The 20,838-nt window shown below is 44.0% G+C and carries 26 protein-coding genes and 5 pseudogenes; 17 read left to right on the top strand and 14 right to left on the bottom strand.

Features of this window, described 5'->3' with window-relative positions; genetic code table 11:
- Positions 1-256: 256 nt before the first annotated feature.
- The 3 genes from RS881_RS61050 to RS881_RS61040 all read left to right on the top strand — a co-directional run bounded on the left by RS881_RS61050 (position 257) and on the right by RS881_RS61040 (position 2,162).
- Positions 257-499: a hypothetical protein gene (locus RS881_RS61050; protein WP_350340038.1), complete on the top strand. Its 243-nt coding sequence runs from the start codon at positions 257-259 to the stop codon at positions 497-499.
- The gene (gene htpG, locus RS881_RS61045) at positions 496-1,536 is read left to right on the top strand and encodes a molecular chaperone HtpG (RefSeq protein WP_350340037.1); all 1,041 of its coding nucleotides are present in this window, start codon (positions 496-498) and stop codon (positions 1,534-1,536) included. The genes RS881_RS61050 and htpG overlap by 4 nt, the downstream gene beginning before the upstream one ends.
- A 71-nt stretch (positions 1,537-1,607) precedes the next feature.
- On the top strand, positions 1,608-2,162 hold the full coding sequence (locus tag RS881_RS61040; RefSeq protein ID WP_350340036.1) for a hypothetical protein: 555 nt from the start codon (positions 1,608-1,610) through the stop codon (positions 2,160-2,162).
- A gap of 54 nt (positions 2,163-2,216) precedes the next feature.
- On the opposite strand, the gene RS881_RS49555 is transcribed toward RS881_RS61040, so the two are convergent.
- From RS881_RS49555 to RS881_RS61035, 4 genes and pseudogenes are all read right to left on the bottom strand, one after another.
- On the bottom strand, positions 2,217-3,158 hold the full coding sequence (locus tag RS881_RS49555; protein ID WP_315817586.1) for a single-stranded-DNA-specific exonuclease RecJ: 942 nt from the start codon (positions 3,156-3,158) through the stop codon (positions 2,217-2,219).
- Positions 3,131-3,934: a single-stranded-DNA-specific exonuclease RecJ gene (locus tag RS881_RS49550; protein ID WP_315817585.1), complete on the bottom strand. Its 804-nt coding sequence runs from the start codon at positions 3,932-3,934 to the stop codon at positions 3,131-3,133. Before RS881_RS49550 ends, RS881_RS49555 begins: the two co-directional genes overlap by 28 nt.
- A 264-nt stretch (positions 3,935-4,198) precedes the next feature.
- Positions 4,199-4,755: pseudogene (locus tag RS881_RS49545) on the bottom strand (polyprenyl synthetase family protein).
- Positions 4,682-5,011, bottom strand: coding sequence for a polyprenyl synthetase family protein (locus RS881_RS61035; protein WP_350340035.1), 330 nt, complete (start codon positions 5,009-5,011; stop codon positions 4,682-4,684). Before RS881_RS61035 ends, RS881_RS49545 begins: the two are co-directional and overlap by 74 nt.
- A 204-nt stretch (positions 5,012-5,215) precedes the next feature.
- Between RS881_RS61035 and RS881_RS49540 the strand changes: the two genes are divergently transcribed.
- The 10 genes and pseudogenes from RS881_RS49540 (at position 5,216) to RS881_RS61020 (ending at position 12,400) form a co-directional block, all read left to right on the top strand.
- Positions 5,216-5,767 (top strand): hypothetical protein, encoded by a 552-nt coding sequence (locus RS881_RS49540; RefSeq protein ID WP_315817584.1) that lies wholly within the window; start codon positions 5,216-5,218, stop codon positions 5,765-5,767.
- A complete protein-coding gene (locus RS881_RS49535) occupies positions 5,764-6,858 on the top strand; it encodes an OmpA family protein (RefSeq protein WP_315817583.1) in 1,095 nt (364 codons plus the stop codon). Before RS881_RS49540 ends, RS881_RS49535 begins: the two co-directional genes overlap by 4 nt.
- Before the next feature lie 312 nt (positions 6,859-7,170).
- The gene (gene bamD, locus RS881_RS49530; protein ID WP_315817582.1) at positions 7,171-7,824 is read left to right on the top strand and encodes an outer membrane protein assembly factor BamD; all 654 of its coding nucleotides are present in this window, start codon (positions 7,171-7,173) and stop codon (positions 7,822-7,824) included.
- Positions 7,825-7,864: 40 nt separating this feature from the next.
- The gene (locus RS881_RS49525) at positions 7,865-8,140 is read left to right on the top strand and encodes a DNA-directed RNA polymerase subunit omega (RefSeq protein ID WP_315817581.1); all 276 of its coding nucleotides are present in this window, start codon (positions 7,865-7,867) and stop codon (positions 8,138-8,140) included.
- A gap of 191 nt (positions 8,141-8,331) precedes the next feature.
- Complete coding sequence (locus RS881_RS49520) at positions 8,332-8,847, top strand: flavoprotein (RefSeq protein WP_315817580.1); 516 nt, start codon at positions 8,332-8,334, stop codon at positions 8,845-8,847.
- On the top strand, positions 8,844-9,509 hold the full coding sequence (locus RS881_RS49515) for a phosphopantothenoylcysteine decarboxylase domain-containing protein (protein WP_315817579.1): 666 nt from the start codon (positions 8,844-8,846) through the stop codon (positions 9,507-9,509). The genes RS881_RS49520 and RS881_RS49515 overlap by 4 nt, the downstream gene beginning before the upstream one ends.
- A pseudogene (gene porD, locus RS881_RS61030) lies at positions 9,499-10,379 on the top strand (type IX secretion system protein PorD). The gene RS881_RS49515 and the pseudogene porD overlap by 11 nt, the downstream one beginning before the upstream one ends.
- 99 nt (positions 10,380-10,478) lie before the next feature.
- A complete protein-coding gene (locus tag RS881_RS49495) occupies positions 10,479-10,886 on the top strand; it encodes a DUF4296 domain-containing protein (RefSeq protein ID WP_315817577.1) in 408 nt (135 codons plus the stop codon).
- 65 nt (positions 10,887-10,951) lie between these two features.
- Positions 10,952-11,646, top strand: a pseudogene (locus tag RS881_RS61025) (CoA transferase subunit A).
- Positions 11,647-11,743: 97 nt separating this feature from the next.
- Positions 11,744-12,400, top strand: a pseudogene (locus tag RS881_RS61020) (3-oxoacid CoA-transferase subunit B).
- 47 nt (positions 12,401-12,447) lie between these two features.
- On the opposite strand, the gene RS881_RS49465 reads toward RS881_RS61020, so the two are convergent.
- From RS881_RS49465 to RS881_RS49440, 6 genes are all read right to left on the bottom strand, one after another.
- Complete coding sequence (locus RS881_RS49465) at positions 12,448-13,119, bottom strand: hypothetical protein (RefSeq protein ID WP_315817572.1); 672 nt, start codon at positions 13,117-13,119, stop codon at positions 12,448-12,450.
- 173 nt (positions 13,120-13,292) lie between these two features.
- Positions 13,293-13,949 (bottom strand): response regulator transcription factor, encoded by a 657-nt coding sequence (locus RS881_RS49460; protein WP_119051708.1) that lies wholly within the window; start codon positions 13,947-13,949, stop codon positions 13,293-13,295.
- A gap of 284 nt (positions 13,950-14,233) precedes the next feature.
- The gene (locus RS881_RS49455) at positions 14,234-14,761 is read right to left on the bottom strand and encodes a sensor histidine kinase (protein ID WP_315817571.1); all 528 of its coding nucleotides are present in this window, start codon (positions 14,759-14,761) and stop codon (positions 14,234-14,236) included.
- The gene (locus tag RS881_RS49450) at positions 14,762-14,944 is read right to left on the bottom strand and encodes a hypothetical protein (protein ID WP_315817570.1); all 183 of its coding nucleotides are present in this window, start codon (positions 14,942-14,944) and stop codon (positions 14,762-14,764) included.
- 36 nt (positions 14,945-14,980) lie between these two features.
- Complete coding sequence (locus RS881_RS49445) at positions 14,981-15,661, bottom strand: hypothetical protein (protein ID WP_315817569.1); 681 nt, start codon at positions 15,659-15,661, stop codon at positions 14,981-14,983.
- A gap of 202 nt (positions 15,662-15,863) precedes the next feature.
- Positions 15,864-16,103, bottom strand: coding sequence for a hypothetical protein (locus RS881_RS49440; protein ID WP_315817568.1), 240 nt, complete (start codon positions 16,101-16,103; stop codon positions 15,864-15,866).
- Between the two features lie 365 nt (positions 16,104-16,468).
- On the opposite strand from RS881_RS49440, the gene RS881_RS49435 reads away from it, so the two are divergent.
- Together RS881_RS49435 and RS881_RS49430 are read left to right on the top strand one after the other, a co-directional pair.
- Positions 16,469-16,597: a hypothetical protein gene (locus RS881_RS49435; protein WP_315817567.1), complete on the top strand. Its 129-nt coding sequence runs from the start codon at positions 16,469-16,471 to the stop codon at positions 16,595-16,597.
- Positions 16,598-16,998: 401 nt separating this feature from the next.
- On the top strand, positions 16,999-17,658 hold the full coding sequence (locus RS881_RS49430; protein ID WP_315817566.1) for a response regulator: 660 nt from the start codon (positions 16,999-17,001) through the stop codon (positions 17,656-17,658).
- Between the two features lie 150 nt (positions 17,659-17,808).
- Here RS881_RS49430 and RS881_RS49425 read toward each other — a convergent pair.
- The 4 genes and pseudogenes from RS881_RS49425 to RS881_RS49410 all read right to left on the bottom strand — a co-directional run bounded on the left by RS881_RS49425 (position 17,809) and on the right by RS881_RS49410 (position 19,631).
- Positions 17,809-18,323 (bottom strand): annotated as a pseudogene (locus tag RS881_RS49425) (amino acid--tRNA ligase-related protein).
- Complete coding sequence (locus RS881_RS49420) at positions 18,224-18,676, bottom strand: GAD domain-containing protein (protein ID WP_315817565.1); 453 nt, start codon at positions 18,674-18,676, stop codon at positions 18,224-18,226. Before RS881_RS49420 ends, RS881_RS49425 begins: the two are co-directional and overlap by 100 nt.
- A 20-nt stretch (positions 18,677-18,696) precedes the next feature.
- Positions 18,697-19,269 (bottom strand): amino acid--tRNA ligase-related protein, encoded by a 573-nt coding sequence (locus RS881_RS49415; RefSeq protein WP_315817564.1) that lies wholly within the window; start codon positions 19,267-19,269, stop codon positions 18,697-18,699.
- A complete protein-coding gene (locus tag RS881_RS49410; protein ID WP_315817563.1) occupies positions 19,266-19,631 on the bottom strand; it encodes an OB-fold nucleic acid binding domain-containing protein in 366 nt (121 codons plus the stop codon). The genes RS881_RS49415 and RS881_RS49410 overlap by 4 nt, the downstream gene beginning before the upstream one ends.
- A 231-nt stretch (positions 19,632-19,862) precedes the next feature.
- Here RS881_RS49410 and RS881_RS49405 point away from each other — a divergent pair, with 231 nt between their 5' ends.
- Both RS881_RS49405 and RS881_RS49400 read left to right on the top strand, forming a co-directional pair.
- Complete coding sequence (locus RS881_RS49405; protein ID WP_315817562.1) at positions 19,863-20,159, top strand: hypothetical protein; 297 nt, start codon at positions 19,863-19,865, stop codon at positions 20,157-20,159.
- The gene (locus RS881_RS49400) at positions 20,159-20,698 is read left to right on the top strand and encodes a zinc-dependent peptidase (RefSeq protein ID WP_315824863.1); all 540 of its coding nucleotides are present in this window, start codon (positions 20,159-20,161) and stop codon (positions 20,696-20,698) included. The genes RS881_RS49405 and RS881_RS49400 overlap by 1 nt, the downstream gene beginning before the upstream one ends.
- Positions 20,699-20,838 lie beyond the last annotated feature (140 nt).

Raw genomic sequence — 20,838 nt, 5'->3', positions numbered from 1 at the left:
AGCTGGAGCACAAGGCACAGAAAAGACGGGCCTAACAAAGGATTGGATGGGGTGTTGAGGTGGGTTGTATCACTTCAAAGATAAAGGCAGTAAGATTACCTCAATGTTATGGATAGACGGAAGTTTTCAACAAAGTTGGTTTTTGAGGTAACTGGGTAGATGAGAACGGTTGAGGGTGGCCCACCTGACATTTTTACCGGTTTGTTCTGGCTGGCATTTTCTTTGGTAGCTTGTATGAACAAAACCTGCTTTTTATATGCAAAAAGGAACGATACGGGTACAAACAGAGAATATTTTCCCCATCATTAAGAAATTCCTGTACAGCGATCACGATATTTTCCTTCGTGAGCTGATCAGCAATGCGGTAGATGCCACGCAGAAACTCAAAACTCTTTCTTCCATTGGTGAAGCAAAAGGTGAGTTGGGCGAATTGCGGATCGATGTAAAACTGGATGCCGAAAAAAGACGATTACCATTTCTGACAGAGGGGTGGGTATGACGGCTGAGGAGGTTGAAAAATACATTAACCAGGTGGCCTTCAGTGGTGCTGAAGAGTTTGTAAAAAAATACAAGGGGCAGAACGAGAACAATATCATCGGAAAGTTTGGTCTTGGCTTTTATTCTGCTTTCATGGTGAGTGATAAGGTAGAGGTATTTACCAAAAGCTTCCGCGAAGGCGCTACTGCGGTTCGTTGGGAATGCGATGGCAGTCCGGAGTATACTATTGAAGACACGGAAAAGGCCGATCGTGGTACGGATATCGTATTGCATATCAACGAAGAAAGTAAGGAGTTCCTGGAGGCATCCCGGGTAGAAGCGGTATTGCACCGTTTTTGCCGTTTCCTTCCGGTACCTATTTTCTTTGAGCCCAATGCCGGAGAAGAAAAGAAAGAAGAAAGTGCAAAGCCCGAGCAGATCAACAATACACAACCTGCCTGGACCAGGAAGCCTTCGGATCTAACACCGGAAGACTACCAAAATTTTTACAAAGAGTTATATCCCTATCATGAAGCTCCTTTGTTCTGGATCCATGTGAATGTGGATTATCCCTTCAACCTTACGGGTATTCTCTACTTCCCCAAGATCAAACAGAGCTATGAGATCCAGAAGGACAAGATACAATTGTATAGCAACCAGGTTTTTGTAACAGATGAAGTAAAAGACATTGTACCGGAATTCCTGATGTTGCTGCATGGTGTGATCGACTCACCGGATATTCCGCTGAACGTGAGCCGTAGCTACCTGCAAGGTGATCCCAATGTGAAGAAGATCAATAACCATATTACCAAGAAGGTGGCCGATAAGCTGGAGGAGATCTTTAACAAGGATCGCACATCTTTTGAAGAAAAATGGGATAGCCTGGGATTGTTTGTGAAGTATGGTATGATGACGGATGATAAGTTCCTGGAAAAGGCCAATAAGTTCCACATATTTGAAGCTGCTTCTTCCAATACCGGGGATAAGAAATTCTATACGCTGGAAGAGCTGCGATTGGCTACAGAAACCCTGCAAAAAATAAGGATGGTAAACTGGTAATCCTCTACACGACCGACCCAGTACAACAGGATGCATACATCAAAACGGCGGCAGAGAAAGGATATATTGTAGTGAAGCTGGATACCATGGTAGATGCCGCTTTCCTGAATCAAATGGAAAGTAAGTGGAATGATGTGCATTTCAACCGGGTGGATGCGGACATTGCCGAAAACCTGATCGACAAGCAGGAGAATACAGAATCGGTATTGAGTAAAGACGATGAAGCAAAGCTGAAAGAATTGTTCAATATACAACCGGCCAACCTGCATGTAACAGTAGAAGTGAAAGGGCTAAGTACCGAAGCGCCGCCCGTAGTGGCTACCCGCCCAGAATTTATGCGCAGGATGAAAGATATGGCTGCCATGCAAGGACCAATGGGAGCTTTTTATGCCAATATGCCCGACGAGGTGATCCTCACAGTAAATGGTAATCACCCCATATTCCAGGGCGTACTGGCCGAGGTTAATACTGAAAAGCAATCTAAAACCGTACTTAACCTGGCCGATCTTGCCTTGCTATCACAAGGACTGTTGAAGGGAAGTAACCTCACTAATTTCATTAACCGCAGTGTAGAATTGATGGGAGGTGAGAAGAAGGAAAGTGTAGTAGTGGAAGAAGCTAAGTAGTGAATAATGAATCAGATTGATATTAAAGGCCGGGCTTCTTAGGTAGTCCGGTTTTTATGCTTCCGACAGCCTGAAGTCGATCACTTTTAATTGTAGATGTTTTTCGTCATTCCATACATTCTCATCGAGGGTGAAAACGATATCCAGTGGTTTTTGTTCCTGGAGCAGGTAAAATTTGCGGGCCATATTGAAGCCAATGCCGTTGAACAGGATATTTTCCTGGCGGAGGGAGAACTTAATATGGTTGTCCTTGACCACCCTGGAATAGCCGCTATTCGTTACATTTTTGGTTACCCAAATGGGTTTGAGGTTATCGGGGCCAAAGGGTTCCATTTGGTGGGTAATATTATAGAATGCTGGCTTCAGGTCCCTGAAATGGATTTCCCCGTCAATGATGATCTCGGGTATCAGCAGTTCGGGATTTATGGTGGCAGCTACTACTTCTTCAAAGCGGGCGCGGAAAGCATCTACATTACCCGGTTCGAGGGTCATACCTGCCGCATAAAAATGCCCACCATAGCCCAGCAGCAGGTCTTTGCATTGGTGAATGGCTTCATATACATTAAACCCGGCCACGCTACGCGCCGAACCAGCTACATATTCGCCTGATTGTGTGAGTACTATAGTAGGGCGGTAATAATGGTCAATGAGGCGGGAGGCCACAATGCCTACAACGCCCTTATGCCAGTGGGGTTGATAAATAACGGTGGATTTACGCTCCAGGAATTCGGCATTGCCTTCAATGAGGGCCAGGGCTTCGTCCGTAATATTTTTATCGGCCTCCTTGCGGTTGGTATTGTCCGAATGCAGCATCTCGGCATATTGGTGCGCTTCTTCCTGGCTGCCAGCAATGAACATTTGTACTGCTTTGCGGGCATCGTCCATTCGTCCGGCGGCATTGACCCGGGGGGCGATCATAAACACGAGGCTATTGATAAACAGGGCCGATTCCAGTTTGCTGAGCTGCTTCAGGGCACTAATGCCATAATTGGGCATCTCATTGGCCTTTTTAACCCATAAAAGGCCAGTATGCGGTTTTCACCGGTCATAGGCACAATATCAGCCGCAATGGCTGTAGCTACCAGGTCGAGGTATTCTTCGGCCTCGGCTGCCGGCAATTGGAGGCGTTGGGTAAGGGCAGCAATCAATTTGAAACCCACACCACAGCCGCAAAGCTCTTTATAGGGGTAAGGACAGTCCGCTTGTTTGGGATTGAGGATCGCTACTGCTTGTGGCAGCACTGCATCGGGGGTGTGGTGATCACACACCACAAAATCGATTCCCAGGCTCCGGGCATAGCTGATGAGATCAACCGATTTAATACCACAATCGAGGGAGATGATGAGGGTAAAACCGTTTTCAGCGGCGAAATCAATTCCCTGTTGGGAAATGCCATAGCCTTCCCGGTAGCGGTGTGGAATATAAAAGTCTAATTTTTCGGGGTTATAGTGCTTTTTCAGGAAGCTGAACATGCAGGAGACGGAGGTAATACCATCAACATCATAATCGCCAAAGACCAGTATTTTCTCCTGTTTGTCAAAAGCGGCCAGGATGCGGCGTACGGCCAATTCCATATCTTTCATGAGCCAGGGATCATGCAGGTCGGAAAGTTGTGGCCGGAAATATTGTTTGGCGATGGGGTAGTCGCTTATGCCACGCTGTACCAACACTTTACACAGGGCGGGGTGTATTTTGAGGGATTCGTACAGGGCCTGTATCTTGTCTTCATCTGATGTCAGTATATTCCATCGTTTCTGCATGGTAAAAGCCAATGTGTTAATTTGAAAATTTGAAAATGAGTCTCTCTGACTGCAAGGAAATTACTTATTAAAGGGTATTTGTTTCATGCCTTTGGGGCATTTACAAATGGCCTAATAAGCACATTTTCAAATTAATACTTTCTGTCTGTTGTAAACCGTACCAGTTCTTCGAGCCCCTGTTGCACTTCCGGGTTTTTAAACTCCTGTAATATACTCAAAGCCTCGTCACGATAAGCAAACATCTTTTGTTCGGTGTATTCGATACCCCCATTCGCTTTACGGTATCGATAACTTCCTGAACCTTTTCTGCATCCTTATTGTGGTTTTTGATAATATAAATGAGGCGCCGGCGGGTAGTGGCATCAGAATTGTTAAGGGTATATATAAGTGGGAGGGTGAGCTTTTTTCTTTGATGTCATTGCCGGTAGGTTTCCCGATGGAATCAGTGCCATAGTCGAACAAATCGTCCTTGATCTGGAAGGCAATCCCCACTTTTTCGCCAAAAGGCGCATTTTTTCAGTCAAGGTCTCATTTTGAGTTACCGACCAGGCACCTGCAGCGCAGGCAGAAGCGAGGAGAGAGGCCGTTTTACCGGTAATGATCTCGAAATAGACATCTTCTTTGAGGTTAAGGGTCCGGGATTTTTCCAATTGTAGCAGTTCTCCTTCACTCATTCGCCGGATGGCGTCTGAAAGGATTTGGAGGATTCTGAAATCGTCGTGGTCAAGGGATAGTAGCATCCCCTTGGCGAGGAGATAATCACCCACAAGTACCGAAATCTTGGTTTTCCAGAGGGCGTAGGTGGAAAAAGCCCCGTCGTTCCAGGGATTCATCCACTACATCATCATGAACCAGGGTGGCGGTATGGAGGAGCTCTACCAGGGAAGCGGCGCGATAGGAGGATGCGGTTACGGGGCCGCATAATTTGGCCGAAAGCAGTACAAACATGGGTCTTAGCTGTTTGCCTTTCCGGTTTACAATAAACCGCATAATGCGGTCCAGCAAAGGCGTTTGGCTTTTAACTGCCTCCCGGAATTGTTTCTCAAATTCAGTCAATTCATCCCGTAGTATAGCCTGTGATAATTTCATTTATTCCAAAAGGAACGGCAAATTACTATTTTACTTCGTAAGTAAGACAGTTAATTAGCCATACATATAGGAGTCTTATTGAATGATAGACAGCAAGATAATACAGGTGTTGTTGGGTAAAAAATTTGGTATTTAGTTTTCAATTAATATTTTTGTGACTAATTTGGACATTGGTTTTCTTAATCCTTCACATAAACTTTAGTTATGGCAAGCAAAAAGTACACAGGTCTGTTTGGCTTACTATGCCTGCTCGCGTCTGGCTCGTTTGCCCAAATAGGCGGCAGCTACGATGTACAGGATTCCTCTGTAATACCATCAAAAAGATTACCTCAGCACAGTGAATTTATGGCTAACAATTATCCCTTTCCTGCTAAACCCAGGAATCGTTGGGAAATTGGTATCAAGGGCGGCCTTGGTAACATAATCGGCGACGTTCGCTCCAAGTTTGGATGGGGCGCCGGTTTACATGTTCGTAAAGCACTGGGTTATGTATTCTCTTTACGTGGTGATTTCAATTACCTGAACACGAAAGGGCTTAATTTCCAACCTTCAACCAATTATCAAAAGAATCCGGCCTGGAATGCATATACTACGCAGCCGGTATTCTACAATTACAAAACTAATATCTACGATGCGAGTTTGCAGGCTGTATTCACACTGAATAACATCCGCTTCCATCGGGCCAAAACCGGCTTCAACGTATACGCGTTTGCCGGTATTGAGGAACGATCTTCGACACCAAAGTCGATGCCTTGAACAGCAGCGGTGCTGCTTATGACTTCTCCAGCATTATTTCTAAGTACGGTCCTAGTGGTTTCCAATACAAGGATCGTAAGGATATCCGCAAGGACCTGAAGAATCTGTTGGATGGTAAGTATGAAACCGAAGGTCAGGAAGACAATGGTCAGGCTAAATTATTTGGTGAGCCTTTCCGTCCCAACCTCAACTTTGGTCTCGGTATGCAATTCAAACTCAGCAAAACCATCAGCCTAGGTATTGAAGACAAGATCACCCTTCCCAAAACGGACTTGTTGGATGGTAATCAATGGCAAGAAAATGGCCGCCCCAACACTGCTCAGACCAGGGATATGGATTTGTACAACTTCTTCTCAGTTGGTTTGAACTTCGCTATCGGTGGCAGCAAATCTGTGGAGCCACTGTGGTGGATGAATCCCCTGGATTATGCTTACAACGAGATCAACAAGCCCCGTCACATGAGACTGCCAAGACCAGTTTTGGATGATGCAGATGGCGATGGCGTTACCGATCAGTTTGATAATGAGCCTAATACACCTGCTGGTGCACCGGTTGACTCTCATGGTGTAAGCCGCGATACCGATGGTGATGGCGTTCCTGATTACAAAGATAAAGAACTGATCACACCTACTCAGTGCCAGCCTGTTGATGCTGATGGCGTTGGTAAATGCCCTCCTCCTGCTTGTTGCGATGAACTGAGAGAAGCGATGAAGAACTTGAAACCAGGTAGTGCTTGTAACATCGGCAGCCTGCCAAGTGTAAGCTTCAAAGGCAAATCAGTAACCCTGAGCAATGATGCTAAAGCATTGTTGGCCAGCGCAGCTCAACAAATTCGTAACAATCCTGATTGTAAGATTGCTGTAGTAGGCTATTGCTCTACTAACAAATCCGAGCAACAATTAAGCTGGGATCGTGTAAATGCAGTAATTACTTACTTGGTTGAAAAAGAAGGCATTAGCTCCGATCGTTTCATCTTCAAATATGGTGAAGCTGGTGGCGAGTGCACTACTGTTGATCTGCGTGATGGAACTGGTGAGCAAGGTCCGAACTCCGTACCTGCTCCACATCCGAACTTGCGCCGCAGAGGATAATACTTTTGCTGTCAACATTATAAATAATAACCCCTCCTTGTAAAAGGAGGGGTTTTATATTTATCTTAACGACCGGTTTCGATCCATTATACAATCCTTTCCTATTATTGCACCTAATACCTTAACTTTGCCCACCTTTATGAAGTCAGCGCTTTTAATTGTATTTTTCGCGATAGGGATTGCATCCTGTTCTAAGTTTGCCAAAGTGCAGAAAAGTAATGATTATGATTACAAACTGCGAATGGCTGAAAAGTATTACGTAGCCAAGAAATACAATTACGCCAAGCAACTTTATGAAGAGCTGTTCCCCTATTGAAAGGGCAGCCTCAATTTGAAGATCTTTTCTATAAGTTTGCCTATTGTGGCTATTATTTGCGTGACTGGATGAATGCAGAAAACCTGTTCAAACAGTTTGTAGAGGTATTCCCCAATAGCCCCCGCGCAGAAGAAATGGAATATATGCGGGCCTATACCTATTACCGGCAATCACCCAAAACGCCATTGGATCAAACCAATACGCAAAAAACAATTGGGTTGATGCAGACCTTTATTAATACGCACCCCGGCTCAACCAGGATCAAAGAGGCTACCGATATCATTGACAAATGCCGTTTGAAACTGGAAGCGAAAGAGCATTTAAGCGCAGAGCTGTATTACAATATGGGCAAATACCGGGCTGCAGCTATTGCTTATACGAGCTTGATGAATGATTTTCCTGATTCGCAGAAAAGTGATGAATACAAATTCAGGATTATCAAATCGTATTACCAATTTGCATCCAATAGTATTGAAGATAAAAAGCCTGCCCGTTTTGAACAGGTAGTTACGGAATGCAACGATTTTGTGGACCGTTTTCCGGAAAGCAAACTAATAAAAGAAGTTGAGCGTTATTCCAGTTTATCGCGAAACAATATTAAAGAAATCAGTAAAGTATTCAATAATGAGCAAGTTAAGAAGACAAATTAGCGCTAATACCGCTAACACAGCGGAAACCAAAGATCTGAACGTGATCAAAGGCAAAACCGGTAATGTGTATGAATCCATTGCCATCATTGCCAAACGTGCCAACCAGATCAATATTTCCCTGAAAGAGGAGTTGCACAATAAGCTGGAAGAATTTGCCAGCCATACTGATAGCCTGGAGGAGATCCACGAGAATAAAGAGCAGATTGAAATATCAAGGGCTTATGAGCGTATGCCCAACCCTTCTTTGTTGGCTACCCAGGAATTCCTGGACGACAAGATCTACTACCGCAAGAACGAAGATGATCTGTTTAGCTAATTGACTGAACAGGTAAAAATAGTAAGCGATGGGGTTCACCCGTCGCTTTTTGTTTTGAACACTATTAATTTGATAATGTGGTAATTTGAGTATTTGAAAATGGATGTAGTGCCGAGAACAATAACATTTTCAAATTAGCTGATTTTCAAATTTTCAAATTAGTTTTATCTTATGTTCCAGGACAAAAGATATTGCTCGCTATTACAGGAAGCATTGCCGCCTATAAATCTATATTACTTACCAGGCTAATGGTAAAAGCCGGGGCAGAAGTAAAAATAGTAATGACGCCGGCAGCCCGTGACTTTGTTTCTCCCCTTACACTTTCTACACTTTCAAAGAATCCCGTAGTCATAGATCTAGCCAATAATGAATCTTGGGCCAACCATGTGCAATTGGGGCGTTGGGCCGATTTGATGGTAGTGGCTCCTTTAAGTTGTAATACACTCGCTAAAATGGCCCATGGACTATGCGATAATATGATGCTGGCTACCTATCTCTCGGCCACTTGTCCAGTCATTGTAGCTCCGGCGATGGATGAAGATATGTGGCATCATCCCGCCACCCAAGCCAATTTGAAGTTATTGGAGGGCTATGGCAATAAGCTGATCCCAGTAGGCAGGGGAGAGCTGGCCAGTGGCCTGTATGGCGATGGCCGGATGGCCGAGCCGGAGTCCATTATGCAATTTATACAAGAGCATTTTTTTTGAAGCAGGACCTGGCGGGTAAAATTGCCCTCGTGACGGCCGGCCCAACTTATGAACCTATTGATCCTGTTCGTTTTATAGGGAATCATTCCTCCGGAAAAATGGGCGTGGCCATTGCCGATGAATTGGCCCGGAGAGGCGCTACTGTTCATCTGGTATTGGGACCATCGACGGTAAATTCTACCGCGGCAGGGGTCAAAATACATCGCGTGCAAACAGCCGAACAGATGTATGAGGCATGTATACGGGAATTTGTACAGGCAGATATAGCTGTTATGTCGGCAGCAGTAGCCGATTTTACCCCGACTGTTACCAATCCTGAAAAGATCAAAAAAACAGCTGGTGATCTAACTGTTGAGCTTACCAAAACCAGGGACATTCTGAAGTCGCTGGGGCAGGAAAAACGGAAAGGACAATTGCTTGTCGGATTTGCTTTGGAAACCAATAATGAAAAGGAATACGCCCGTGAAAAACTGACTGGTAAAAATGCCGATATGATTGTCTTGAATTCCTTGAATGATGAGGGCGCCGGATTTGGCCATGATACCAATAAGATCACTATTTTTGAACGGAGCGGCAATGAAATTCCTTACGATCGGAAACCCAAGCAACAAGTGGCTCATGATATCGTTGATAGAATTGTAAACCTGTTGTATGCGCAATAAGTTGTTTTTACTGGTATTATTATTTTCCGGGTTGCAAACCTCGGTCTATTCCCAGGAGCTGCGGGCACGTATTAGTATCAATGCCAGCCAGGTAAGCTCCCAAACGGATAAAAAGATATTTCAGACCTTACAGAACTCCCTGAATACTTTCCTGAACAACCGTAAATGGACCAATGAAACTTTTCAAACGAATGAAAAGATCGCTTGCCATTTCCTGATCGTTATCCGGGCTGCCCAACCAGGAAACGTGTATCAGGCATCTATTACGGTACAGGCAGCCAGGCCGGTATTCAATACCAATTATGAAACACCCCTGATCAATTTCCAGGATGAGGCGTTTACCTTCAAGTATGTAGAATACCAACCGGTTGAATTTAATGAGAACCGTGTTTCAGGCTCCGATCCGCTGGTGTCTAACCTTACGGCTACCCTGGCTTATTATGTTTACCTGATATTAGGCCTTGATTTTGATTCTTTTGCTCTTCGTGGGGGGATCCTTATTTTCAAAAGGCACAGGCTATTGTAAATAATGCACCCGAGAACCGGGATATTGCCGGCTGGAAAGCCTTCGATGGATTGCGTAACCGTTACTGGCTCATGGAAAACCTAACCAATAACCGGTATACAATGGTACATGACGCTATTTACAGCTATTACAGGCTTGGGATGGATGCGATGTATGAAAATGAGACAGAAGGCCGCAATGCGGTATTGAATACCCTGAATATCCTGAATACCCTGAATACAGATATCTCCAATACAATGATCATTCCTTTCTTTTTCAGGGAAGGCCACGGAATTTACGCGCATATTCAAGAAAGCATCACCAGAAGAAAAACAAAAAGCACGCGAAATTCTCATGAAAGTTGATATTACAAATGCCAATACTTATAAACAGGAGCTAAAATGATGGGATTGATGAGTCGGAAAAGACAGCAAGTCCGGAAGTCCGGAAGTATTTCGAAGTATATGGCTACCGGACTTTCGGTCTTCCGGACTCTCGGTCTCGTTATTTTGTTTGTTGCCTGTACAAATAAGAACAAGATCCCCAAGGATGTAGTACCCCAGGAGCAAATGGAAAAGGTGATGTGGGATATGATACAGGCCGACCGTTTCTCCTCTCAATTTCTGGAACGTGATTCAGCTGCCAGAAAGAATATTAAAATTGAAACCCTACAGCTGTATGAGCGGGTGTTCCAGATCCATAAGATCACCAAAGACGAGTTTGTACACAGCTTTGAATTTTACCTAAGTCGTCCCGATATCAATAGGGTTTTGTTCGATACGTTGGCTGCCCGGGCCAACCGCCGGAGGGCGGACGTGTACACCAATCCCGATGCGCCACAGGTTGTTGATTCGGTAAAACGGGTAGAGTAAATTGTTGATCACCTAGTGAGCCGTCTCTTACATCAAAGAGCTGTAAACGAAGAACTATACACTTTATGAATAAAGTTGTTGCTAACGCTGATGCTGCCATTCATGATATTCCTGATAGCGCCACTATTATGTTAGGAGGGTTTGGCCTATGCGGTATTCCCGAAAATTGTATTGCTGCCCTGGTACGTAAAGGGATTAAGGACCTGACCTGCATTTCGAATAATGCGGGGGTAGACGATTTTGGCCTTGGCATGCTGCTAAAGACCCGGCAGATCAGGAAAATGTTGAGCTCCTATGTAGGAGAGAATGCTGAATTTGAACGGCAATTGTTGAGTGGAGAGCTGGAGGTTGACTTGATACCGCAGGGCACCCTGGCTACCCGTATACAAATGGCCGGGATGGGTATTCCCGCATTTTTACCCCAGCCGGATATGGAACCGAAATCGCCGCTGGCAAAGAGGTACGCGCCTTCAATGGAAAAAATTACCTGATGGAAGAGGCATTACACGCCGATTATGCCATTGTGAAAGCCTGGAAAGGTGATTATATGGGTAACCTGGTATTCCGCAAAACTACCCGCAATTTTTCTACCTCTATGGCCAAAGCCGGTACCATTACTATTGCAGAAGTAGAAGAACTGGTGGCGCCGGGAGAACTGGACCCCGACCATATTCATGTAGCAGGCATTTATGTACACCGCATCTTTGAAGGGAAATCCTATGAGAAAAGGATCGAAAGAAGAACAGTGAAAATGAGTTAAGTTGATAAGTTGGAATGTTGACAGGTTGATGGGGAAGCCCTTGCTAAACAAACAGGGCTGCATTAAACATACAATCATCAGAAACCCATAAATTATTATGGCATTAGATAAATTCGGTATTGCTAAGCGTATTGCGCAGGAATTGCGTGATGGAATGTATGTAAACCTGGGTATTGGTATTCCTACCCTGGTGGCCAATTATATTCCTGCTGGTATTTCTATTATGCTGCAATCGGAAAATGGCATGTTGGGCATGGGCCCTTATCCGGTGGCAGAAGAAATTGATGCGGATCTTATCAATGCAGGTAAAGAAACTGTGACGATATTGCCAGGAGGTGTTTTTTTGATAGTGCAGAAAGTTTCGGGATGATCCGGGCAGGTAAGGTAGACCTCACTGTATTGGGAGCTATGGAGGTGTCGGAGCAAGGGGATATTGCCAACTGGAAAATACCCGGCAAAATGGTAAAAGGGATGGGGGGCAATGGACCTGGTAGCCAGTGCCAAGAATATCATTGTGGCTATGATGCATACGAACCCTAAAGGCGAGTCAAAAGTATTAACAGCCTGTACCTTGCCGTTGACTGGTGTGCAGTGCGTGAAGCGCATCGTTTCGGACCTGGCTGTCATAGATGTACTGCCTGTGGGAGGTTTCAAATTGGTGGAAAGAGCGCCAGGCGTCACGGTAGAGGAGATCCGTTCTAAAACGTTGGGCAGGTTAATTATTGAAGGTGAGATACCTGAAATAGCCATTTAACGTATGTATGTTTTGCCAAGGGCCTGTAGCAAAGCAACTACTCTTATTTACAACATCCTTTCCATTGGCTCCTTCTTTGGCTGGGCGCAGCAAGCTGCTACAATAAAAAACGCAAAACGGATATCATTGATCACAGACAATAAGATCAATTTTTCCTGTTGTAATGCCAGGGCTCCCTTATCCTGTGAACCTACAAAGCCAGTAAGTATAAACATCGTAAAGTAACAGATATTACCGCCCGCTATCCAAAACATAGGCGATTGGAAAATAAACAATTGTTTATCCCTGATGAGTTGTAGTAAGGCAACAATTGCAGCCAATAACAGTATGAAGGCGGCGGTCATTGCCAACCCGAATGAATAATTGGCTGCACCGCGTAAGGCATAAATAGTAATGGCTACCGATGTAAATGACACTAAAATGGTATGGATCATTTCCCGGATCCACAATGAAGAGATCGTCAGTTTAAAGAGGTAAAATAATAGGGCGAATTCTCCGAGGCCAAAGATACCATTGATGAAAGTAATGTTTACTGGTACCAGTTGAGGAATATACACCATGAGGTGTTGCATAAAGGCAAGCAGACAAATAGCGCCCAGGAAGATCATTATATCCTGCTGCCAGGTACGTCGTATAAAAGTGATCAAAATAGGGATAATAGGCAATAGGATTGCCAATAAAGAAAGTATCTCTGGTATGCCAATACCGGTTTTTACCATGGTAATAGGTTCGGAAACCGGTTTTCCATAGAAGAAACTCTCTCCCGTTCTACTCCCGATTATCCAACTGGGAAGGGGTTAAGTGACTGTGGTGTTATTGAGATTTTTAAGCTGTATATATCAGTGGGTTAAACGATCAGTAGGTTGATATATGTCAGCAGCAGTAAATAAAATTAGTCAATTAAGTTGTTCTTTACCGCAAAGAAAACCAGCCCGGCGGTATTTTTTGCTCCAAACCGTTCCATCAGCCTATCTTTTATGGCTTCAACGGTACGTGGGCTCACTTCCAGTTTTTGAGCAATTTCGTGGGCTGTAAACTCCATACAGATATATTTGATCACATCCCTTTCACGGTCGCTAAGGGTGATCTCACTGTTCAGGGTGGGTACTACTTTTTGACGCGCATGTGATTTCTTAAGTAAGATCCTGTTAACGAAGTTATTAAGGTAGTAGCCTTTGCTCATGACTTCCATGATGGCTTTCTTGATCTCTGCAGGATCAGCACTTTTAAGCAGGTATCCATTGGCGCCTATTTCCATCATATGGCTAACAAAGCGCTCATCTTCATACATGGTAAGTGCTATGACATGTATTTGTGGGTATTGTTTGGCAACTACTTTAGTGGTTTCGATGCCATCTTTCTGCGGCATGCGGAGGTCCATCAGGATCACATCTGGTTGTTCCGGAGCTGAAGGAAGTGTGTCTAATAATTCTTGGCCGTTTTCTGCTTCAAAAACAAACTTGATGTTGGTATAGGGCCGTAAAGACAGGATAACACCCTTCCGGAAAATTTTGTGGTCATCAGCGATAGCAACTTTAATCGGTCCCATTGTTTTTATGATATTGGCAGCTCAATTTACTTAAAATAGTCCGTTATCACTACTATCTACCTGCTGTAAATCCATGAATACTCACTGATAACGAAGCACAAATGTAATTAGTTTTAATGCTTCAACGCTTGATTATTATCGGATATAATAAGCTGTTTATTATTCAACTGCAGGTTCTTCTTCCTGTTTAGGGATCTCAATAGTGACTTTATAATAAGTTTGAGACATGTCTTTTTCAAAGAATATGCGGCCTTGCAATAATTTCAACCGGCTTTGTATATTTTTCAATCCCAGACCAACATTACTTTTATTGAGTTTCTCAAAATCGTTTTGAGTGATCCCCGGCCGTCATGATGCAAACGGATGTAAAGCTTACCACCACCCAGGTTTTGGGTGAGATGAATAAAGCTGGCATTGCTGTGCTTGAGGATATTATTTACAAGTTCTTGTATAACGCGGAAAATGATCAACTCCTGATCGGGATGGAGGCGTTCGCGGTAGTCGTGAAAGCGACAGCTGGCGTTCATGCTACCCGAACCGCTGATCTTTTGAAAGAGGTCATTAACAGCCGATTCAAGCCCAAAGTTTTTAAGGGTGGGTGGCATCAGGCTGTGGGAGATATTACGGATCAGTTGTATCGTATCGTCAATGATTTGTTTGGCATTGTAAATGCTTTGCAGCTGGGTGGTCTTGTCGAGGTTGACCAGGTTTTCGTTCAGGTAAAGCCGGGCGGTAGCCAGTAAGGCCCGCATCATCGTGCAAGTCGGCAGCAATGCGCTGGCGTTCTTCTTCCTGAAGGCGAATAGAGGCATTCAGCAACATTTTTGCTGTTCCTGTTCCAGGCGTTGCAGGCGCATCTGGTAGCGGATAACCTTTCGCTGGTGAAATATAATAAATACAATAAGCCCGATGGTAAGGGCCAACATACCCACTGTACCAAAGAAGAGTACCAGTGAAACGGGGCTGTCGGGGTTATTGATTTGGAGAAAGAACATGGGTGGTGACTGTAGGGGCAGGGTTGGTTTTAGGGGTTAGATGGCCGGCCTCTCAAATAGCTCATCGTCATAAGGGCGGTCAACAAATGATTTTGGTTTATAATTGGGTATAATGAAAGCAGTTGCAAGCAACAGATTTTTTATGATATTGGATATATAATTTATGAACCAGTAGGCTTTTCTTTCTTCCTGGGTAAAATATTGGGTGGAGACAAATAGAAAGAAGGTAGCCGCCATATAAATAAGTATGGCAACAATGATCCAGAAAGTTTTGGACGAATAAACGAAGGAAACTTCCATATCCCTGATCTGCTCAAAAAAGAAGCATACACAAAAGATAATGATGAGGATGGATTCGATGGAAGCAGGTATGGCGTCAAAATTGTTCGATTGGTTCTTATTGAAGAGGGAATACAATACCAATGTAATAAATAATGGGGCAGCCCATACAATGATCTGTTTGATGAGTTTAGATTTCATACTGAGGTACAGGAACAGGGAGAAGAATGTATATTCCATGACTGTAAAAAAACTAAACACATAGAATTTTACAGGTGAAGGCTTGGGTAATTCACTTAGTAGATTATCAGTAAGGTAGGACAGCGTTACATAAATAAAAATTACCCATAATTTACTTTCCTTATTCCGTTTGAGGAAGATGAGAAAGAAAATTATGGGTATGATGCCCGATATTATACTTAATCTTTGGATCAGCAAAGCCTTTTAATGTTTCTCAAATATAAAAGGCATTTGCTTAATAGTCAAGTAATCAGGGAAAAAGAGTTTTTACCAGCCAAACAGCCATTTCCAGAAGGAACCTTCGTCTGCATCAGACCTGTCGCCTACAACACCGGCCTCATTCGTAATTTTACCATCGCTATTTACTACGCTGTATTCGAAGATGTTATTGCCATCCTTGTCAATACCAACGTAAACCAGGGTTTTTGCCTGCTTCGTTGATAGCGTTGTAAAAATGGATGCCTTCACAACCTGGTTGAGCCAGGATCTTTTCAATGATGTTTCTACCTACAATATAGTTGGAGGTGTCGGTAGGGTTTGCTTCACGGTAATTGTTGATCAGTTCAGTGCCCAGTTCCAGGCCAATTTCCTCACCAATAGCAGCCGTAGGGCGCTTGGTAATGAGTTCATTTGGGATCATAGTAGTAAGTTTTTAGAGGTTTAGAATAGTAGTTTGGAGCACCAAAAACCTCCAAAAAAAAAAAAGGTAGACAACGGGTGGTATTCATGGTCAAAATGGATTAAATTGCCTGCAATTCAATAGGGTAGTGGATTTGCGAGGATTTAAGTGGTAACTATACGAGGTAAAAACGAGTAAAAACGCTGAACCGACTTAGTATTTATACTAACGTATAAGGCGCATAATGGGTGGGTAGACTTACTAAATCTAGGCGGGTTATTAATAATTGAGGCTGAAATGTGGATAAATGCGAGCCCTGGTTATTGGCTGGATTTTAAAAACGGGACTGCCAGATCAGTAATATGCAGCAAATATTGTGCTGTTTTTTGCTTCCCGACCTCCGGGTAGCCGTTTACAGAAAAATACCGGTTTTAGTATTGGACAACACGCCAGGTAGGTTCGACAAATACGATAAAGGCAGGATCAACAAACAAGAGAAGGAAGAAGTTGACTGATATTGGATTTGACGTTGGTTTTCATAAGATTAATGGAAATTATTTCTGGACGGTAACTCTGGACATTGGATGTGAGAGGTTGCCTATCCGCTCATCAATCAACTTCAAAACAAAAATAACCGGATACATTATAGGGGTCAAGAGCACTTTTGCTCATTTTTATTCGTTCAGTATTTACACGGTCGGACGTAGAAATTCAATATCCCGGTTAGAAAAACCCGATTGATAATAATCAACTAACTATTGTTGTGCAGATCGGGTAGGATTTTTACCCGAAATTGCTTTTACAGGAATGTTTCGTGCGTTGGGAATGGATTACCCCTGGCAATGATAGTGCCGTACCAAAACTTGGATATTATGTAGCCTAATAACCCGTTAATAAGCCAAACCCGCCTACAACTATGAGTGCTGAACTGGTAATTAAAGTTTCACTCGCGGATGACCATAAAATCTTCCGTGATGGTATTAAGATGGCCCTAAAAGGAAAGGATTATTTGAGGATCCTTTGGGAAGCCGAGGATGGAAAAGACCTAATGCATAAGATGCAACTCAAAAAACCCGATGTATTACTGATGGATATCCGCATGCCCGAAGTAGATGGGGTAAATGCCATCGGGATCCTGCGGAAAGAATACAGTGATGTGAAGATCATCGTGCTCACGATGTATGACGACCAGGAAATGATTACCAAGATGATGGAAATGGGAGCCAACGCCTATCTCACCAAGACCTCCGATCCCGATGAGATCTACCAGGCCATCCTTACCTGCATGAACGATGATTTCTATTTCAATGACCTGGTTAACAAAGCGGTGCTTTCCAAGTTACAAACCAAAAAGCAGGTACGCCAGTTTTATCCCAACCCCGTCAAGTTTTCGGAAAAAGAAGTACGCATACTGAAGCTATTGGCGGAGGATAAGACCACGGAAGAAATCTCCAAAGAGATCTTTTTAAGTCCTCGCACGGTAGAGACGATCCGGCAGAATATGAAATCCAAAGTAGGGGCCAAAACCATTGCAGGCCTTATTATGTATGGAATGCGTAACAAACTAATCGACTAAAGTATAGATACTATTTACACCTCATTTTCTTATTGTAAAACAAAAGGTACAAGCTACAGTAGCTGCAACTTGTACCTTGTATTTTGAAGTTCTTGATTCTTATCTTTTTCTTAATCCCGTATCAATCTTTGCAGACTGCCTGGTTCCTCATCAGGCTTTGGGATTCAATTTGATCTGTAATTCATCCAATTGTTTATTGTCGATCGTTGCAGGTGCATCCAGCATTACATCCCTGCCACTGTTGTTTTTTGGGAATGCAATAAAGTCACGAATGCTTTCACTGCCACCCAGGATAGCGCACAGCCGGTCAAATCCAAAGGCAAGACCACCATGGGGGCACCATACTCAAAAGCACCCAGCAAGAACCCAAATTTATGCAGGGCCTCTTCCTTACTCATACCCAGTGCCGCAAACATTTTCTCTTGCAGGTCGCGTTGGTAGATACGGATAGAGCCTCCTCCGATTTCATTGCCATTCAATACCATATCGTAAGCATTGGCCTTGATATTGGCATAGGGATGCTTCAGGTATTCAGCAGCATTTTCAATGAGCGGATTATTATTGATCATTGTTTGGATCTGATCGGGCTTAGGAGCAGTAAAAGGGTGGTGACGAGCAACCCAGCGATTGTCTTCTTCACTGTATTCAAACAGCGGGAAGTCCAATACCCACAGTAACCTGAACTCATCTTTCTTACGAAGTCCCAGTCTTTCGCCCATTTCAGGCGCAACTCACTAATGGCTTTACGGGTCCTTTCTTCCAGGCCGGCCAGGATCAGTACCAGGTCGCCCGCTTTGGCGCCGGCTGCATCAGCAATTGCTTTCAATTTATCTTCTGTAAAGAACTTATCTACACTGCTTTTGTAAGTGCCATCTGCATTACACTTGATAAATGCCAATCCTTGCATACCGATCTGTGGTCGTTTTACCCAATCGGTCAACTCATCGGTTTGCTTGCGGGTATATTCAGCGCAGCCGGGAACCGCAATGGCTACCACCGTCTCTGCATCATTGAACACTTTGAACTCGGTACCGGCAATCAGCTCTTTTTTGCCAATGCCGCATACTCTTTAGAGAAGGCCGATTTAATGTTCAGCAAGGACATACCAAAACGGATATCGGGTTTGTCATTACCATATTGCCACATCGCCTCTTCCCAGGTCATGCGTTGTACCTTATCAGTATAATCAATACCCTTTACTGCTTTGAAGATGTGTTTGATCATGCCTTCAAACATGTTCAGGATATCTTCCTGCTCTACAAAGCTCATTTCACAGTCAATCTGTGTAAACTCGGGCTGACGGTCGGCACGGAGGTCCTCATCCCGGAAACATTTTACTACCTGGTAGTAGCGGTCATAGCCGCTTACCATCAACAATTGTTTGAAGGTTTGTGGCGACTGGGGCAGGGCATAGAACTGACCTGGGTTCATCCGGGAAGGCACTACGAAGTCACGTGCTCCTTCCGGCGTACTTTTAATAAGGAAGGGTGTTTCCACATCCATGAACTGTTGCTCATGGAGGTAGTTCCTGGCGGCCCGATTTACTGAATAGCGCAGTTCCAGGTTCTTTTTAACGGCATTGCGCCGCAAATCGAGGTACCGGAATTTCATGCGCAGGTCATCACCACCATCTGTATCATCCTGGATGGTAAATGGTGGGGTAACTGATTTATTAAGGATCGTAAATGAATTAACTTTGATCTCGATATCCCCGTGGGCAGGTTGGGGTTTTTATTACTGCGTTCTGCCACAAGGCCCTTTACCTGGATGACGAATTCACGGCCCAATGGCTGTTGATCCAATTGGGGATTCAGTTCTTCTCCGAATAGCAGTTGAGTAATGCCGTACCGGTCACGCAGATCAGCAAAAGTGATGCTGCCGAATTTCCTAACCGTCTGTATCCAACCGGCGAGTGTTATTTCCTGGCCGGCCTGTGCTAACCGTAGTTCGCCACAGGTATGCGTTCTGTACATGCCTATTGTTTATTTTATGTTTATCTGTTTACAATGAATATGGAAGCAAAACGTTGTTTACCGAGACCTGTTACTGAAGCTGTTTTTTTCAGCTACGGAATGATAAACAGTTAATATTCAATATTCAAATTCAAAATGGTCACTTTTGATCAGTGAGCGGCAAAGGTAACAGAAAACAGGCATCCTTCCGCTGCTGACCGGGGTGGCCGGAAATGATTATTTTCGACAGCCATGCCCCAGGATTCCACCAATATGTTTATTCTCCCCGGAAGGGATACCATGTATCGTCCATTGGATAGTACTACCAGGGCTTTTATTGATAGCATTCATAAGGGGGCACAGGTTCGGATTTCGGAACAAGAGCGAATAACCCACCAGTTGGGCAACTGGATTTTTGCCATCCTTTTAGTAGTGTTGCTGGTTGGACTGGTTTTACCCCGCATTGTCCGCCGCTTACGCCTGCTTTTTATTCCCGGAAAGCCCTGGCTGTTTATGACGACCGGCAGCCCGATTACCATGCCCTTTTGATGCAATACCTGCCTTATTACCGCAATTTACCCCCTGACCAACAACAGCGGTTTTTGCGGCGTACTGTGGTATTTATGACTACCAAGCAATTTGAATATGTTGAAATAGAGCCCGAAGAGCGGATGCCTTTACTCATCAGCGCCACGGCCGTCCAACTCAGTTTTGGACTGGAGCATTACCTGATGGATCATTTTGAAAAGATCTTTGTAATGCACCATGACTATCATTACGGTTTTAACAGTGTTCCTTTTCAAGGACACGTAACACATGACGGTATTTATTTATCCTGGAGTAATTTCCTGAAAGGGTTTGATAATTACCAGGACGGTGATAATGTGGGACTTCACGAGATGGCACATGCGCTGGCTTATGTGAACTTCAACGTGAATGAAGGGCGGGATGATGGTTTCCACGACCGGTTTTTTAACTTCTCTTTAATTGGCCGTAAAGTATTTAAAAAATGCAATCTGATGAGGAGGGAGGATTCCTGGGCCGGTATGCTGCTTCCCGTTACGAAGAGTTCTGGGCTGTATGTGTAGAGAATTTTTTGAGCGCCCAACTTCATTTAAAATACAATTGCCTGAATTATATGCTGCTATGTGTTTATTGCTAAATCAGGACCTATTAACAACTGGAATATTGCTTAGTCCGGTAGAAGATGCTTAACATCAGCATGTTA

It is taken from the genome of Paraflavitalea speifideaquila, assembly GCF_032395985.1.
GTDB classification, from domain to species: domain Bacteria; phylum Bacteroidota; class Bacteroidia; order Chitinophagales; family Chitinophagaceae; genus Paraflavitalea; species Paraflavitalea speifideaquila.
Note: the sequence above shows the minus strand (reverse complement) of the source record. Positions and strands in the feature narration are given on the sequence as shown.

Excerpts from the sequence above, each read along its gene's own strand:
- RS881_RS61050 (WP_350340038.1), top strand. The coding sequence starts at position 257 with ATGCAAAAAGGAACGATACGGGTACAAACAGAGAATATTTTCCCCATC.
- htpG (WP_350340037.1), top strand. The coding sequence starts at position 496 with ATGACGGCTGAGGAGGTTGAAAAATACATTAACCAGGTGGCCTTCAGT.
- RS881_RS49555 (WP_315817586.1), bottom strand. The coding sequence starts at position 3,158 with ATGCCCAATTATGGCATTAGTGCCCTGAAGCAGCTCAGCAAACTGGAA.
- RS881_RS61035 (WP_350340035.1), bottom strand. The coding sequence starts at position 5,011 with ATGAAATTATCACAGGCTATACTACGGGATGAATTGACTGAATTTGAG.
- RS881_RS49540 (WP_315817584.1), top strand. The coding sequence starts at position 5,216 with ATGGCAAGCAAAAAGTACACAGGTCTGTTTGGCTTACTATGCCTGCTC.
- RS881_RS49495 (WP_315817577.1), top strand. The coding sequence starts at position 10,479 with ATGGCTACCGGACTTTCGGTCTTCCGGACTCTCGGTCTCGTTATTTTG.
- RS881_RS49465 (WP_315817572.1), bottom strand. The coding sequence starts at position 13,119 with ATGGTAAAAACCGGTATTGGCATACCAGAGATACTTTCTTTATTGGCA.
- RS881_RS49460 (WP_119051708.1), bottom strand. The coding sequence starts at position 13,949 with ATGGGACCGATTAAAGTTGCTATCGCTGATGACCACAAAATTTTCCGG.
- RS881_RS49455 (WP_315817571.1), bottom strand. The coding sequence starts at position 14,761 with ATGCCTCTATTCGCCTTCAGGAAGAAGAACGCCAGCGCATTGCTGCCG.
- RS881_RS49450 (WP_315817570.1), bottom strand. The coding sequence starts at position 14,944 with ATGTTCTTTCTCCAAATCAATAACCCCGACAGCCCCGTTTCACTGGTA.
- RS881_RS49440 (WP_315817568.1), bottom strand. The coding sequence starts at position 16,103 with ATGATCCCAAATGAACTCATTACCAAGCGCCCTACGGCTGCTATTGGT.
- RS881_RS49430 (WP_315817566.1), top strand. The coding sequence starts at position 16,999 with ATGAGTGCTGAACTGGTAATTAAAGTTTCACTCGCGGATGACCATAAA.
- RS881_RS49415 (WP_315817564.1), bottom strand. The coding sequence starts at position 19,269 with ATGAAATTCCGGTACCTCGATTTGCGGCGCAATGCCGTTAAAAAGAAC.
- RS881_RS49410 (WP_315817563.1), bottom strand. The coding sequence starts at position 19,631 with ATGTACAGAACGCATACCTGTGGCGAACTACGGTTAGCACAGGCCGGC.
- RS881_RS49405 (WP_315817562.1), top strand. The coding sequence starts at position 19,863 with ATGCCCCAGGATTCCACCAATATGTTTATTCTCCCCGGAAGGGATACC.
- RS881_RS49400 (WP_315824863.1), top strand. The coding sequence starts at position 20,159 with ATGCAATACCTGCCTTATTACCGCAATTTACCCCCTGACCAACAACAG.